The following is a 14,014-nucleotide window of genomic DNA, read 5'->3' as shown; positions in this document are numbered from 1 at the left end:
TTATTGCGTAATGCTATGTCGCCATTACACTTTTTAATCAGGATTGTTTTCCAGGGGTTCACATGCAGGGCACCAAAATTCGACTCTTAGCTGGCGGATTGCTGTTGGTCGCCGCCGCCAGTAATGTGCAGGCAGAAGCACTTCAGCCCGACCCAGCCTGGCAACAAGGGACGCTGGCCAACGGTTTTCAATGGCAAGTCCTGGCCACACCTCAACGTCCTAGCGATCGTATTGAAATTCGTCTGTTGGTTAATACTGGTTCATTGACTGAAACCACCCAACAGAGCGGCTATAGCCACTTTTTACCTCGTCTGGCGCTGACACAAAGCGGCAGCTTGCAGCCGTTACAGGCTCGTTCTCTATGGCAGCAAAGTGTGGACCCAACGCGTCCGCTGCCCCCGGTTATCGTCTCTTATGACTTCACGCTGTTTAATCTCAGCCTGCCAAATAACCGCAATGATTTACTCAAAGAAGCCTTAACCTATCTTTCAGACAGTAGCGGCAAAATGGCGATTACCCCAGAAACGGTGAATGTCGCGCTGCAAGCTCAGGATATGGTTGCCACCTGGCCGATGAACACCAAAGACAACTGGTGGCGCTATCGCCTGCAAGGTTCCACGCTGTTGGGCCATGACCCGGCAGAAGATCTCAAGCAGCCGGTTGATAACGAACAACTGAAGGCGTTTTACCAGAAATGGTATACCCCGGATGCAATGACGCTGATTGTGGTGGGTAATGTCGATAGCCGCAGCGTAGCCGATCAAATCAACAAAACCTTTGGCACCCTGACTGGCAAGCGCGAATCACCAGCACCGGTTGCAACCCTTTCTCCGCTTAAACGCACTCCGGTAAGTTTGATGACCGATAGTGTGCGTCAGGACAGGCTCTCACTGATGTGGGATAACGCCTGGCAGCCTATTCGTGAGTCTTCTGCGCTATTGCATTACTGGCGTGCAGATCTCGCCCGTGAGGCGCTGTTCTGGCATGTGCAGCAGAATCTGAGCAAGCAGAACCAGACAGACCTCAACCTGAGCTTCGATTGCCGTGTGCTGTACCAGCGTGCGCAATGTGGCATTAACCTTGATTCACCTAACGATAAACTGAATGCTAATTTGGCGACCGTGGGCAAAGAGTTGCTTAAGGTGCGTGATAAAGGGCTTTCGCAGGAAGAATTTGATGTGTTAATTACACAGAAAAAAGCTGAGCTTGCCAAGTTGTTTGCCACTTATGCGCGTACTGACACCGACGTGTTGATAAGCCAGCGCATGCGTTCACTGCAAAACCAGGTGGTTGATATCGCACCGGAACAGTATCAGAAGCTGCGTCAGAATTTCCTGAACAGTTTGACGCTGAACATGCTGAACCAGGATTTGCGCCAGCAGTTGTCTCAGGACATGGCTCTGGTGTTGTTGCAACCGCAGGGTGAACCTGAGTTCAATATGAAGGATTTGCAAGCCACGTGGGATAAAGTGATGGTTCCTTCGAAGGCACTTCCGATAACGGATGAACCTAAGCAGGATACGACTTCAGATATTCCTCCGGCTCAGTGACCGTAAAATAAAAAGGCGCCTTTCGGCGCCTTTTTGACGCCCTTATTACTTTGGCATCGCTTCTTTAGGAATGATCGCGCCGCGATACTGAATCACGGTGCTCGCGGTCAAATGCCCGCGTTTTGCTGCTTCTTCTGCATTGCCACCGGTCAAACGCACCGCCAGATAGCCCGCGCTGAAAGAGTCACCAGCAGCCGTAGTATCGATAACTTTTTCTTTCGGTAATTTCACCGCTGGCACTTCTAATGTTGACTCACCCTGAATCGCTACCAGGCAAGAATCAGCGCCACGCTTGATAACCACTTCACGCACACCAGCTGCCTGAGTACGGTGAATCACTTCTTCAACAGGCTTCTCGCCCCACAGCAAATCTTCGTCATCCAGCGTCAGGAACGCGATGTCGGTGCAGGTCAGCATTTGCTGATAGACCTGTTGCGTCTCTTCACGGCTTGCCCACAGGCGCGGACGGTAGTTGTTATCGAAGATAACCTTGCAACCGTTCGCACGGCACTGAGTCAGCAGAGCCATCAGCTTTTCACGGCTAGCCGCGTTGAGGATAGCCAGACTGATACCGCTCAGATACAGGTAGTCGAACTGTGCCAGTTCTGCGCAAATAGCCTGAGCTTGATCGCTCTCCAGCCAGAAACGGGCTGCGGCTTCGTTGCGCCAGTAATAGAACGTGCGCTCACCGGTAGAGTCAGTCTCGATGTAATACAGGCCCGGCAAACGGTGCTCCAGGCGCTGTGTCAGTTCGGTGTGAACATTTTCTTGCTGCCATGCGTCGAGCATTTGCTGGCTGAAGTTATCTTCACCCAGAGCTGTAACGTAATGGACTTCAAGATCGGCTGCGTCAACCTGACGTGCGATATAAACGGAAGTGTTTAGGGTATCGCCACCAAAGCCGCGGCTAACTTCCGCACCTTTTTGCGACAGTTCAATCATACATTCACCGATAACGGCGATTTTGCGCGTTGGCATAGCAGTAAACCTGAATTAATGAAATTGCCACTAGTTTGCTGGTCGGCTAAAAACGAGTCAAACAATTTAAAACGATGTTTCGGAAAACTTTGAGCTAAGGCAGTTTATTGCCGATGTTAGATAACTAGCATTGATTGAGGTTGTACTGAAAGCGAACATAAAGTTCTCATGCGCCACGCCGATAACTTCTCGATGAGCCATCTGAGTTATCAAGGTAAACAGGACGTACATGATGAAGTTTAAGCAGATCACTCACCGGCTTAATACGCTTGAGGCGAGTGTCGAAAGTTTGCAGGAACGGCGGTTCTGGCTGCAATGCCAGCGGCAGTACACCTTCCAGCCGATTTATAAAATCGACGGCAGCTTAATGGCAATAGAGTTGCTAACGGTGGTGACACACCCTGATGAACCGGAAATTCGCATTCCACCCGATCGTTACTTCACATCTGTCTCTTACCGTACGCGACTGATGGTTATCGAAGAGCAACTTAGCCTGCTGGCTGAGTGGGAATCCATCTTCCTTGGCTATAAAATTTTAGCCTCGGTAAATGTTGATGGCCCGACATTGATGGCGATGAAACAGCACCAGCCGATTCTTACGCTTATCAATAAAATGCCGTGGGTGCGTTTTGAGCTGGTTGAGCACATCACCCAACCACAGGCTGTGACGCTTGCTGGGATGCAGGAATTTGGCCCGTTGTGGCTTGATGATTTCGGTACAGGTGTTGCGAATTTCTCCGCATTAAGTGAGATGCACTATGACTACATCAAAGTCGCGCGTGAGTTGTTTATCATGCTGCGCACCACCGATGAAGGTCGCAATTTATTCACCATGCTGCTGCAACTGATGAACCGCTACTGCAAGGGTGTCATCGTTGAAGGTATTGAAACTGAAGATGAATGGCGTGATGTCCAACGCTCGCCCGCCTATGCCGCGCAAGGTTATTTTCTCTCACGGCCCATTCCATTTGAACAGTTGGAGAATGTGCTGATTCGCCTCTCCTGATGCCGTTTTGGCCCCGCTCAACTATCTTTAGTTAAAGCGAGCCACATCAGGAAAGGGGGCAAGGCATGACTAAAACTGGAAAAATTGTAAGCGGTGTCGTCGGGGTTTTATTGTTGTTGGTTGTGGTGGCAATCATTGTGATTGCGACGTTTGACTGGAATCGGCTCAAACCGACCATCAACCAAAAAGTCTCGACAGAACTGAACCGGCCATTCGCTATTCGTGGCGATTTAGGTGTGGTTTGGGAACGTAACAAAGAAGAGACGGGCTGGCGCAGTTGGGTGCCCTGGCCGCATGTTCATGCCGAAGATATTATTCTTGGTAACCCGCCTGATATTCCTGAAATCACGATGGTGCATCTACCGCGTGTTGACGCCACCCTGGCACCGCTAGCGCTGCTGACCAAAACCGTCTATATCCCGTGGATTAAGCTTGTACAGCCTGATGCGCGGATTATTCGACTGTCAGAAAAAAACAACAACTGGACGTTTAAACTTGCCAGCGATGGGACAAAAGATCCCAACCAGTCGCCGTCTGCCTGGTCATTCAGAATGGACAATATTCTGTTTGATAAAGGCCGCATCGCCGTTAACGACAAGGTCACCAAAGCGGATATTGAAATCCTCGTCGACCCGCTCGGTAAGCCGCTGCCATTTAGTGAAATCGAAGGCAGTAAACCCAAAGGCAAAGACGCCGCGAAAGCCGGGGATTATGTCTTTGGCCTGAAAATGAAAGGCCGTTATAACGGTGCGCCGCTCGAAGGCAGCGGCAAAATCGGCGGCATGTTAGCGCTGCGTAGCGAAGGCGACACCGCCTTCCCGGTGCAGGCGGATGTGCGTTCCGGTAATTCCCGCGTGGCGTTTATCGGCACGGTTAACGACCCGATGAAAATGGGCGGCGTCGATCTGCAGCTTAAATTCTCCGGCGATTCGCTGGGTAATCTCTACGATTTAACCGGCGTGTTGCTGCCAGATACGCCACCGTTTGAAACGGATGGGCACCTGCTGGCAAAAATCGACACTGAAAAAGGCTCGGTATTCCGCTACCAAAACTTTAACGGGCGCATTGGCGACAGCGACATTCACGGCTCGCTGACCTACTCGCAAGGCAAACCGCGCCCGAAACTGGAAGGCGATCTCGAATCTAAACAGCTCCGTCTTGCGGATCTCGGCCCGTTAATTGGCGTGGATTCGGGCAAAGGTGCGCAGCAAAGCAAAAAGTCAGAGCAGGCGAAAGGCGAGAAAACGAATCAGCCCGCCGACAAAGTGCTGCCGTATGACCGCTTCGAAACCGACAAATGGGATGTGATGGACGCCGATGTGCGCTTTAAAGGCGGCCGTATCGAACATAGTGGCACGCTGCCACTGAGTAACTTATCCACGCACGTGATTTTGAAGAACGCTGACCTGCGGCTCCAGCCGCTGAAATTTGGCATGGCGAACGGCACCATCAGCGCCAATATCCACCTGGAAGGCGACAAAAAGCCGATGCAGGGGAGAGCGGATATTCAGGCGCGGCGTTTGCAGCTCAAACAGTTGATGCCAAAAGTGGAGTCGATGCAGAAAACGCTCGGTGAGTTAAACGGCGATGCGGAATTACGGGGCCGTGGCAACTCTATTGCTGAGTTGCTGGGCAGCAGTGACGGCAACCTGAAACTGCTGATGAACGACGGGTTAATCAGCCGCAACCTGATGGAAATCGTCGGCTTAAACGTCGGGAACTATATTGTTGGGCAAATCTTTGGTGATGACGAGGTGCGGATTAACTGTGCGGCGGCAAACCTTGATTTACGTGGTGGAGTCGCGACGCCGAGAATATTCGCCTTTGATACTGAAAACGCGTTGATTAACGTTACAGGGACTACCAACTTTGCCAGCGAACGGCTCGATTTAACCATCGATCCTGAAAGCAAAGGGATTCGTATCATCACGCTGCGTTCGCCACTCTATGTGCGCGGCACCTTTAAGAATCCGGATGCAGGCGTGAAAGCCGGGCCGCTAATTGCGCGTGGCGCGGTAGCGGCAGCTCTGGCGACGTTGGTGACACCAGCCGCAGCTCTGTTGGCGCTGATCTCGCCGTCCGAGGGCGGTGACAATCAGTGCAGCCGTATTTTGGGGCAGATGAAGAAGTAACGCCCTCACCCTGGGCTGTCTCTTAGTCACAACTCTGTGAGTCGGGAGACAGTTCCGTTCACCCGATGTTCAGTGTTTCATATAGCCACTGAACCGGTGAACGACTTAGGGTGGCCACCGTCGCCACCCTAAGAACCCGGACTCCCGGCAAATCAATCGCCGCAAGCGGTAAACACCGTTTTTCACCCAACATTCGCGGTCGTTCGCGACTCGTTCCCGACGATCGCTCACTCACGTGGCTCCCGGCCACGTGACCCCGACTGAAGGGTAAAAAACGGCGCGATTGAAGCCGGAACCCAAGGTCAACGTCAAAACCCAAAGACCACACCGAACCGGTTTTTACCTTGTTCCCGGTATAAATTGCCCCAGTGTTCCCCATAAGTCAGGGTTGAGCTGCCGGGAGCAGCGAAAGTGAGCGATCGCCGGGAGCGAGTCGCGAACGACCCTGAACGTTGGGGATAAGCTGGGGTTTACCGCGCAGCGGCAATTTAATGACCGGGCGCCAGGATTATCAAGGAGAGGGCGTTCTCTCCTTGATACGTTCACCGTTAACAATGGTTGCAGAAGTCGCCAGACGTTCGGGTGAACGGAAAAACCTCTCATCTTACAGATCTCGCCCTGATAGATTGCCAGAGCGAGATGGTTATAAGAGAAAGCCTTTAGTGGGGAGGGTGAAAAACCTAAAGCGACAAATGACGCGTCTCTTTCGACACCAACAGCGCAATCAGCGTAATCGCTGACATCGCTGCCAGATACAAGCCGACATAGAACAGACCGTAATTTGCCTGCAACCAGGTCGCGATATACGGTGCCACAGACGCACCCAGAATCGACGCCACATTATACGAGAACGATGCCCCGGTATAACGCACTTCGGTTGGGAACAGCTCTGGCAGCAGTGCGCCCATCGGTCCGAAAGTTAATCCCATCAGGCTCAGACCAATCAGCAGGAACGCCATCACCAGCGTCGGGTTGCCGGAACCCAACAGCGGCTGGAACACAGCTAATGCGAACACAATCATCAGGCTGGTGATCACAATCATGCACTTACGGCGGCCAAATTTATCCGCGAGATAGCCCGCGATCGGCACCATCACGCCAAAACCAATCACCGCCATCATCAGCATCCACAATACATCGTTGCGCGAGAAACCGAGGCCTTTTGGCACCGCCGCGGTGCTGAACGTCATTGAATAGACCGTCATGATGTAAAACAGTGTGTAAGTCGCCAGCATAATAAAGGTGCCGATAACGGTCGCTTTTAAATGCTTTGTCAGAAGTGTGCCGAGCGGTATTTTCACCTGCTTGCCCGCTTTGGCAATTTTGGCGAACACTGGCGTTTCATGCAGTGAAACACGCACATACAGGCCGATTATCACCAGCACCGCAGAAAGAATAAACGGCACGCGCCAGCCCCATGACATGAACTGCTCGTCGGTTAAGAGCCATGAGAGCAGCAGGAAGGTGCCGTTGGCAAAGAAGAAGCCAATTGGTGCGCCCAACTGTGGGAAAGAGCCGTACAGTGCACGTTTACGTGGTGGTGCGTTCTCGGTTGCGAGCAATGCCGCTCCGCCCCATTCGCCACCCAGCCCCAGGCCCTGCCCAAAACGCGCCAGTGCTAACAACATTGGTGCCAGCACACCGATAGTTTCGTAGCTCGGCAGCAGGCCGATAACGACAGTTGAAACACCCATTGTCAGAAGTGATGCCACCAGTGTCACTTTGCGGCCTACGCGGTCGCCAAAGTGGCCAAATAGCGCGGAACCAATTGGGCGTGCAACAAAGGCAATAGCGAACGTTGCCAGCGACTGTAGCGTGGCAGCGGTTGGGTCACCTTGCGGGAAGAAGATATGCGGGAAAACAATGACCGCAGCAGTAGCGTAAATATAGAAATCAAAGAATTCGATGGCGGTGCCGACAAGCGAGGCAACGACAACTTTTCCGCGTGAGTTGACGGGTGTGGCGTCAGTTTCGGTATTGATTGAATCAGCGATGGTGGCTTGCATAGATTTTTCTTATTTATAGCGAACGAAAGCCATATTACGCATAGCAAAAGGCGCATTTCAACGCGCGGTTGCCTCCCTCGCTGTGCGATTAACGCGCAATAAGAGGATAATTTTTAGTCCAGAAAATAAATATCCACGTCGTGCTTCTCATATTTAAAAAATCAGCGAATAAAACTGCTTTTAGGTTAAATAAAAGTTACAGGCTGGATTTATGTGCTGAAACAATATCTCGTACCAGCCTGTTATCAATCAACTATGGGTTTTACCCGGCATTCTCGGGTCATCTTTGTATTGTGCGGTGGCAATCCATGCGGCACAAAACAGCGTCAGGCGGGCGAAGAAATAGAAGAAGGCCATCAGACCTAAAACAGAGCCAAATGCTGCGCCGGAGGGGGATTTTATCAGCGCTGGCAAGCTGTAGGTCATAATGATTTTGATAACCTCAAAACCAATTGCCGCAATCAACGTGCCACGAATCAGAGCTTTCTTGCGTGGGCGGTGGCGTGGAAGACGCCAGAAAATCCAGAAGAACAGCAGGTAGTTAGCAAAAATAGAGATCGCTAACCCGACTAAATGCCAAACCGGTTTTAACCATTCGATACCGTCGAGATGCAAAAGAGTTATCAGGAATGCCTGGGCTGAACCGGCAACCGACGTGATTGAAAGCGTCACAATCAGTGCCACCAATAAACCAATTAGCGACACTAAATCACGCAGATACTTTACCCAGAACTTCTCCTGATCTTGTGGATTCCTTTCCCACTTATCGCGCGACTGAGCACGCACCGCTTCACGCAAATTCCCCATCCAGTTGATACCGGAATAGAGTGCAATCAGCAGCCCGACCAGGCCAACGGTTGTACGCTGTTGCACCGCAGTATTGATGGTGCTTTTCAGCGTCGCAGCAAGCGTTGGCTCACTAACGTTGATGAGGATTTTATCGAAAATCTCTTCCAGCAGTGTGGGATGCGAGGCGAGGATATAACCGGCGGCGGCAAACGCCACCATCAAAATCGGGATCAGTGACAGGAACGAAAAATAGGTGATAGCTGCGCCAAACTGATTGCCCATGCGGTCATTAAACCGTTCGGTGGCACGTAACAGATGAGCGACCATCGGGCGTTTCGCGGCTTTATTGACACTGGCAATCGTATGATTAACCGTCTCATTTTTTGTCTTGATATTGACCAACGGCTCCGATTCATCGGGTTTCTCAGGCGCAACTGGTTCGGATTTGGGTTGCGTCTGAAATTTGGCGACAGGCTCATAATCGAGCGATTCAGTTGGGCGTTTCTCGCTGTTATCCGATGTAGTCATCAGGTTATTTTTTCCTTTAGATAAAACAAGCTCTTCACGAAATTATAGCCTGGAGCTAGTCGACGTAACCTTTAACCAGCCCAGTCAGCCACTCCATAAACAAATGAACCCGGCGTGAAAGGTTGCGACGATGTGGATACAGCAGGGAAACCGGCATCGGTTCGGCGCGATATTGCGGCAGGATCTCCACCAGTTTTTTACTCTTGAGTAACTCTTTTACGCCGATACGAGGTACCTGGATGATACCAAGCCCGGCAAGGCATGCCGCCTGATACGTTTCGGTGCTATTCACCGTTATCACACCACCCGTTTTTACCCAGCGCGTGTTTTTATCTTCCATAAATTCAAACCCTTGCGGTCGGTTGCCGAGGTTGAGTGCGTAATGCACCACGGCGTGAGATGCGAGATCGTCAAGGTTCTCCGGATAACCGAAGCGCGCCAGATAATCGGGGCTGGCACAGTTTATTAAAGTCAGTTTCCCAAGCGGTCTCGCCACCAGTCCCGAATCTTTAAGCTGCCCAACACGAATAACGCAATCGAACCCTTCGCGCACTACATCGACCATGCGATCGCTGCTACTTAATTCCAGCTCGATACCTGGATATTGCTGCAAGAATGCGGGCAGTTTGGGGATAACTAAATTTCTAGCCACGCCGACCGGCATATCCACGCGCAAACGCCCGCTGACACTTTTGGGATCGTGTAAAAAAAGCCCATCTAATTCGTCCAGGTTAGCGAGTAAATCGCGGCAGCGTTCGTAATAGACCATCCCATCCTGGGTGAGTTGTACCCGACGCGTGGTGCGATGCAATAGCCTTGTTCCTAGCACCCCTTCTAGCGCCTGAATCTGACGCGATACGCTACCTTTAGGTAGGCCCAGAGAATCGGCTGCGCGAGTAAAACTCTCCAGTTCAGCCACTCTAATGAATAGCTGCATTGCTTGTATTTTATCCACTATTTTTCCTTATTGTTGTTGTGGGTGAAACAGTGATGCTCAATTGGCAGTCTTTATTGATTTTGTAGCATCTAATAAGCTCTATCTCAATCACCGGACAGTTATCAACGAGGCAAATCATGAGTCAAACAATCGCATTAGTGACCGGCGGCAGCCGTGGATTAGGTAAAAACGCAGCATTGAAGCTGGCAGCGCGCGGCGTGAATATTATTCTGACCTACAACAGTAAGCAGCAAGAGGCGCTAAATGTTGTTCGCGAAATTGAGCTAATTGGCGTAAAAGCTGTGGCAATTCAATTGAATGTCGCCGAAAGCGCCTCATTTAGCGCATTTGCTAAAGAAGTGAAGCAGCAGTTGCATGACGTGTGGCAGCGCGATTCGTTTGATTATTTATTAAACAACGCCGGAACCGGGCTGGATGCGCTGTTCGAAAAAACAACAGAAGAACAATTTGATGATTTAATGAATATCCATTTGAAGGGGCCATTCTTCCTGACGCAGCAACTGTTGCCGCTGATTAAAAACGGCGGTCGTATCCTGAATGTTTCGACTGGCCTGACGCGTTTTGCGCTGCCAGGGAAAGCTGCTTATGCCGCAATGAAAGGTGCGATGGAAGTGCTGACAAAGTACCAGGCCAAAGAGTTGGGTGCGCGTGGGATCTCGGTGAACATTATCGCACCGGGTGCAATTGCGACTGATTTCGGTGGTGGTGCAGTGCGTGACAACGAACAGGTAGCGAATGCCATTGCTGCGCAAACGGCATTAGGGCGTGTCGGGCAGCCGGATGATATTGGTGATGCAATTGCTGTGCTGCTCAGTGATGAAAGCCGCTGGATGAATGCGCAGCGCATTGAAGTTTCTGGTGGAATGTTCTTATAAGAAGGGGCATTTGCGGGGGTGATATTCATCTCACTCTCGCCTGTTGGATATTAATCAAAAATACTGAATGATATGAGCGAATCATTCCACTATCACCATTTGTGATACGGCATTATTCTTATCACATCGAAAGCGAACAAGCTTTCTCACTTAAAAAAGCTCAAGGATATACATTATGAAAAGCATCAAATATTTTGCCGTAGTTATGACTCTGGCTGCTTCATTCTCAAGTTTTGCTGCAACCACTCAATCTGTTGAAAGCCAGAAAATCGGTACAGTTTCGGTGAGCGGTGCTGCGAATATCGATAGCCTACAGGCACAACTGCAAGCAAAAGCTGAGCAGGCTGGTGCGAAATCAATCCGCATCATTTCTGCTGGTGGCGATAACAAAGTGTTTGGTGTTGCCGAGATGTATAACTAAGAATTCACGCTGTATGGGCCGCCGTTGTGCGGCCCGTGTTTTATCTGAACTCGCTGCGTAACAAACCAAATATCCAGTCATCCTGCCAGGTTCCAGCAAGAAAATAGTTTTCTCGCAGTATCCCTTCCGGCTGAAAACCGGCTTTTTCTAGCGTTTTTTTCGAACCGATATTCCCTACCGTGACTGTTGCTGTCAGTTTGCGGATCGCGCATTTCTCAAAGGCAAATTTGCACACGGCATGAAGCGATTCATAACCGTAGCCTTGCGCGTGAAAAATGGGATCGAGAATAAACCCCACTTCTGCCATTTCATCATCTCCACGCACAAACCCAGTAAAGCCAATAGGCGTGCCGTTATGTCTGTCGCACATGACAAGGCAAAGCCAGTGTCGACTATGCGTTTCCCAGCGTACAAGGCGTGAATTAAAAATCTGTCGAACCTCAGCTTCTCGACGTTCATCGGAAACATAACGCATCACGTCTGGATCTTGCTGTAAGCGTAAAAAGAACGGCCATTCTTGCTCGGTAATTTGGGTTAAATTCAGTCTGGAGGTCACAAGTGGGAACATGGTTTTTAATCCACGATAAAGAGAGTTGCGCCAATAGCGGTGGAGGAGCGATGCGGTTCAGCATTATCGGCGACCTGATAGCTCATTCCCGGCTTTAAAGTAAATACGCGCCCGTCTTCCAGCTCAGTTTGTAATTCTCCCGCCAGGCAAAACAGAATGTGCCCTTTCTGGCACCAGTGATCAGCGAGATATCCAGGGCTGTATTCCACCATCCGAACACGTATTTCCCCGAATTGCTGAGTGCGCCATAGAGCGTTACCCGTGATGCCTGGATGTTCTGTAGCGCTCAGTGTCGCCCAGTCGGTGGTGTTAAACGGCAGGTCGTTAATACGCATTGCTGATCCTTATTATTTTTTTAGGTGGTATTTGCTCCTTTAGTGATATCAGCAAAAAATTAACGGCGCCATATTTATGCGCCGTTATTAAGGGTTACTTCCAGTGGGATAAATCATCACATGTCAGCCCAATATCTCGTAATTGTTCCTTGCTCAATCCTTGCAGTGTGCGTGCTGTCTGGCGGTTTAACCATCTCTGGCGGAAATAACGGTAAATCATCACAAAGCCATAAAACGGTTTGTGCGGACGGTTCTCTTCAAAGCCCATGATCTTGCTCCTCATCGTGTTGATGGGAACAATCATGCGCCGCCATACAGTTTGCAGGCAGACTCAAAAATAACTTTTATTTAACATACAGACGCGCTAAAACAAGATCTGAATGGTGGTTTTTCTATCACTCTGTACTGCTTTTTCTGTCTGTATGGTGAATTAAGAGGATACAGCATGACGCGTTACCAACACCTTGCCACTTTGCTGGCAGAACGCATTGAACAAGGCTTATATCGCAGTGGCGAACGCTTGCCTTCGGTGCGCAACCTGAGTAGCGAACACGGCGTTAGTATCAGCACCGTACAGCAGGCCTATCATATTCTTGAAGACCGTCAGCTCATCTCCCCGCAGCCGCGCTCTGGCTACTTTGTGGCGCCGAAAAAATCTCAGCCACCCGTTCCGCCTCTCACTCGCCCGGCACAGCGCCCGGTAGAGATTACCCAATGGGATGCGGTGCTGGAACAATTAACCGGAAGAGAAGATGCCGGAAGTATAGCTTTTGGCAGCGGTTTTCCCGATGTCACCCAGGCAACGATTAAACCGCTATGGCGTGAAATGAGCCGCATTGTGCAGCATCAGGAACCCGAAATTTTGGGTTATGACTGCATTAACGGTAAGCAGGTGCTGCGCGAACAAATCGCACGTTTGATGCTCGACAGCGGCTGTGTCGTCACACCAGACGATATTGTGGTGACCACCGGTTGCCATGAAGCATTGTCGATTGCGATTCGTGCCGTGTGCGAAGCAGGAGACATTGTGGCGGTTGAATCGCCATGCTTCCACGGCACCATGCAAATGCTGCGCGCATTCGGCATTAAAGTGGTTGAAATACCAACGGATTCCGAAACGGGCATCAGTGTGGAAGCGCTGGAACTGGCGCTCGAACAGTGGCCGATTAAAGCGGTCATTCTGGTTCCAACCTGCAATAACCCACTCGGTTTTATCATGCCAGATGTGCGTAAAAAAGCGGTGCTGAACCTCGCGCAACGCTTTGATATCGCCATTATTGAAGACGATGTTTACGGCGAACTGGCGTATGAATACCCGCGCCCGATGACGATTAAATCGCTGGATGTGGATGGACGGGTGCTGTTGTGCAGCTCATTTTCAAAAACGCTGGCACCGGGGCTGCGTGTGGGCTGGATTGTGCCGGGGCGCTATTTCGACCGCGCCATGCATATGAAATATATCGTGACCGGCAGCACTACCACTTTTACCCAAATGGCGGTCGCGGAGTTTGTGCGTAACGGTCATTACCATCGCCACCTACGGCGCATGCGCCAGCACTATCAGCGCAACCTGGATGTATTCACCTGCTGGGTGCGCCACTATTTCCCATGTGGCATCTGTGTTTCTCGGCCACAGGGCGGTTTTCTGATGTGGATTGAGCTGCCGGAACACATTGATATCGTACCGATCAGCGAAACGCTGCGTCAGCACAATATCCGCATTGCGGTGGGGTCGTTGCTGTCGGCTTCCGGGAAATATCGCAACTGTATGCGCCTGAATTATGCATTGCCGTTCAATGCCGAGACTGAAACCGCGCTGCGTAATATGGGCGAGATCATCGGCCATGTTTTTGAAAATGGTTAATTTT

Annotated in this window: 13 protein-coding genes; 6 read left to right on the top strand and 7 right to left on the bottom strand. The window is 50.7% G+C overall.

Translation table 11 applies throughout. The features are described 5' to 3' along the window. Nucleotides 1-62: 62 nt before the first annotated feature. Nucleotides 63-1,550: a M16 family metallopeptidase gene (locus LVQ79_RS03815; RefSeq protein ID WP_232863949.1), complete on the top strand. Its 1,488-nt coding sequence runs from the start codon at nucleotides 63-65 to the stop codon at nucleotides 1,548-1,550. A gap of 45 nt (nucleotides 1,551-1,595) precedes the next feature. Here the strand turns inward: LVQ79_RS03815 and kdgK are convergent, their stop codons facing one another. Continuing rightward, nucleotides 1,596-2,528: a 2-dehydro-3-deoxygluconokinase gene (gene kdgK / locus LVQ79_RS03810; protein ID WP_151993858.1), complete on the bottom strand. Its 933-nt coding sequence runs from the start codon at nucleotides 2,526-2,528 to the stop codon at nucleotides 1,596-1,598. Nucleotides 2,529-2,760: 232 nt separating this feature from the next. Here kdgK and pdeH point away from each other — a divergent pair, with 232 nt between their 5' ends. After that, nucleotides 2,761-3,534: a cyclic-guanylate-specific phosphodiesterase gene (pdeH, locus tag LVQ79_RS03805; protein ID WP_232864027.1), complete on the top strand. Its 774-nt coding sequence runs from the start codon at nucleotides 2,761-2,763 to the stop codon at nucleotides 3,532-3,534. A gap of 65 nt (nucleotides 3,535-3,599) precedes the next feature. Beyond that, on the top strand, nucleotides 3,600-5,666 hold the full coding sequence (locus tag LVQ79_RS03800; RefSeq protein ID WP_232863948.1) for an AsmA family protein: 2,067 nt from the start codon (nucleotides 3,600-3,602) through the stop codon (nucleotides 5,664-5,666). A gap of 680 nt (nucleotides 5,667-6,346) precedes the next feature. Here the strand turns inward: LVQ79_RS03800 and LVQ79_RS03795 are convergent. From LVQ79_RS03795 to LVQ79_RS03785, 3 genes are all read right to left on the bottom strand, one after another. Then, the gene (locus LVQ79_RS03795; protein WP_232863947.1) at nucleotides 6,347-7,672 is read right to left on the bottom strand and encodes an MFS transporter; all 1,326 of its coding nucleotides are present in this window, start codon (nucleotides 7,670-7,672) and stop codon (nucleotides 6,347-6,349) included. A 249-nt stretch (nucleotides 7,673-7,921) separates the two neighbouring features. Next, entirely contained in the window at nucleotides 7,922-8,989 is a 1,068-nt protein-coding gene (gene yhjD, locus LVQ79_RS03790) for an inner membrane protein YhjD (RefSeq protein WP_232863946.1), read from the bottom strand. A 55-nt stretch (nucleotides 8,990-9,044) separates the two neighbouring features. After that, entirely contained in the window at nucleotides 9,045-9,944 is a 900-nt protein-coding gene (locus LVQ79_RS03785) for a LysR family transcriptional regulator (RefSeq protein ID WP_232863945.1), read from the bottom strand. Nucleotides 9,945-10,063: 119 nt separating this feature from the next. On the opposite strand from LVQ79_RS03785, the gene LVQ79_RS03780 reads away from it, so the two are divergent. Beyond that, a complete protein-coding gene (locus tag LVQ79_RS03780) occupies nucleotides 10,064-10,822 on the top strand; it encodes an SDR family NAD(P)-dependent oxidoreductase (protein ID WP_232863944.1) in 759 nt (252 codons plus the stop codon). Nucleotides 10,823-10,997: 175 nt separating this feature from the next. Continuing rightward, the gene (locus LVQ79_RS03775; protein ID WP_064514721.1) at nucleotides 10,998-11,243 is read left to right on the top strand and encodes a YdgH/BhsA/McbA family protein; all 246 of its coding nucleotides are present in this window, start codon (nucleotides 10,998-11,000) and stop codon (nucleotides 11,241-11,243) included. A gap of 40 nt (nucleotides 11,244-11,283) precedes the next feature. On the opposite strand, the gene LVQ79_RS03770 is transcribed toward LVQ79_RS03775, so the two are convergent. The 3 genes from LVQ79_RS03770 to LVQ79_RS03760 all read right to left on the bottom strand — a co-directional run bounded on the left by LVQ79_RS03770 (nucleotide 11,284) and on the right by LVQ79_RS03760 (nucleotide 12,414). Continuing rightward, entirely contained in the window at nucleotides 11,284-11,811 is a 528-nt protein-coding gene (locus LVQ79_RS03770; RefSeq protein ID WP_232863943.1) for a GNAT family N-acetyltransferase, read from the bottom strand. A 5-nt stretch (nucleotides 11,812-11,816) separates the two neighbouring features. Further along, complete coding sequence (locus tag LVQ79_RS03765; protein ID WP_232863942.1) at nucleotides 11,817-12,146, bottom strand: DHCW motif cupin fold protein; 330 nt, start codon at nucleotides 12,144-12,146, stop codon at nucleotides 11,817-11,819. Nucleotides 12,147-12,240: 94 nt separating this feature from the next. After that, nucleotides 12,241-12,414 (bottom strand): DUF1127 domain-containing protein, encoded by a 174-nt coding sequence (locus LVQ79_RS03760; RefSeq protein WP_232863941.1) that lies wholly within the window; start codon nucleotides 12,412-12,414, stop codon nucleotides 12,241-12,243. A gap of 177 nt (nucleotides 12,415-12,591) precedes the next feature. On the opposite strand from LVQ79_RS03760, the gene LVQ79_RS03755 reads away from it, so the two are divergent. Next, nucleotides 12,592-14,010 (top strand): aminotransferase-like domain-containing protein, encoded by a 1,419-nt coding sequence (locus LVQ79_RS03755; RefSeq protein ID WP_232863940.1) that lies wholly within the window; start codon nucleotides 12,592-12,594, stop codon nucleotides 14,008-14,010. Nucleotides 14,011-14,014 lie beyond the last annotated feature (4 nt).

It is taken from the genome of Buttiauxella cochleicola, from assembly GCF_021282405.1.
Classification (GTDB): Bacteria; Pseudomonadota; Gammaproteobacteria; order Enterobacterales; family Enterobacteriaceae; genus Buttiauxella; species Buttiauxella massiliensis.
This window is presented reverse-complemented; position numbering and strand designations above follow the sequence as displayed.

Excerpts from the sequence above, each read along its gene's own strand:
- LVQ79_RS03775 (WP_064514721.1), top strand. The coding sequence starts at position 10,998 with ATGAAAAGCATCAAATATTTTGCCGTAGTTATGACTCTGGCTGCTTCA.
- LVQ79_RS03800 (WP_232863948.1), top strand. The coding sequence starts at position 3,600 with ATGACTAAAACTGGAAAAATTGTAAGCGGTGTCGTCGGGGTTTTATTG.
- LVQ79_RS03770 (WP_232863943.1), bottom strand. The coding sequence starts at position 11,811 with ATGTTCCCACTTGTGACCTCCAGACTGAATTTAACCCAAATTACCGAG.
- LVQ79_RS03795 (WP_232863947.1), bottom strand. The coding sequence starts at position 7,672 with ATGCAAGCCACCATCGCTGATTCAATCAATACCGAAACTGACGCCACA.
- LVQ79_RS03760 (WP_232863941.1), bottom strand. The coding sequence starts at position 12,414 with ATGGGCTTTGAAGAGAACCGTCCGCACAAACCGTTTTATGGCTTTGTG.
- kdgK (WP_151993858.1), bottom strand. The coding sequence starts at position 2,528 with ATGCCAACGCGCAAAATCGCCGTTATCGGTGAATGTATGATTGAACTG.
- LVQ79_RS03765 (WP_232863942.1), bottom strand. The coding sequence starts at position 12,146 with ATGCGTATTAACGACCTGCCGTTTAACACCACCGACTGGGCGACACTG.
- yhjD (WP_232863946.1), bottom strand. The coding sequence starts at position 8,989 with ATGACTACATCGGATAACAGCGAGAAACGCCCAACTGAATCGCTCGAT.
- pdeH (WP_232864027.1), top strand. The coding sequence starts at position 2,761 with ATGAAGTTTAAGCAGATCACTCACCGGCTTAATACGCTTGAGGCGAGT.
- LVQ79_RS03755 (WP_232863940.1), top strand. The coding sequence starts at position 12,592 with ATGACGCGTTACCAACACCTTGCCACTTTGCTGGCAGAACGCATTGAA.
- LVQ79_RS03815 (WP_232863949.1), top strand. The coding sequence starts at position 63 with ATGCAGGGCACCAAAATTCGACTCTTAGCTGGCGGATTGCTGTTGGTC.
- LVQ79_RS03780 (WP_232863944.1), top strand. The coding sequence starts at position 10,064 with ATGAGTCAAACAATCGCATTAGTGACCGGCGGCAGCCGTGGATTAGGT.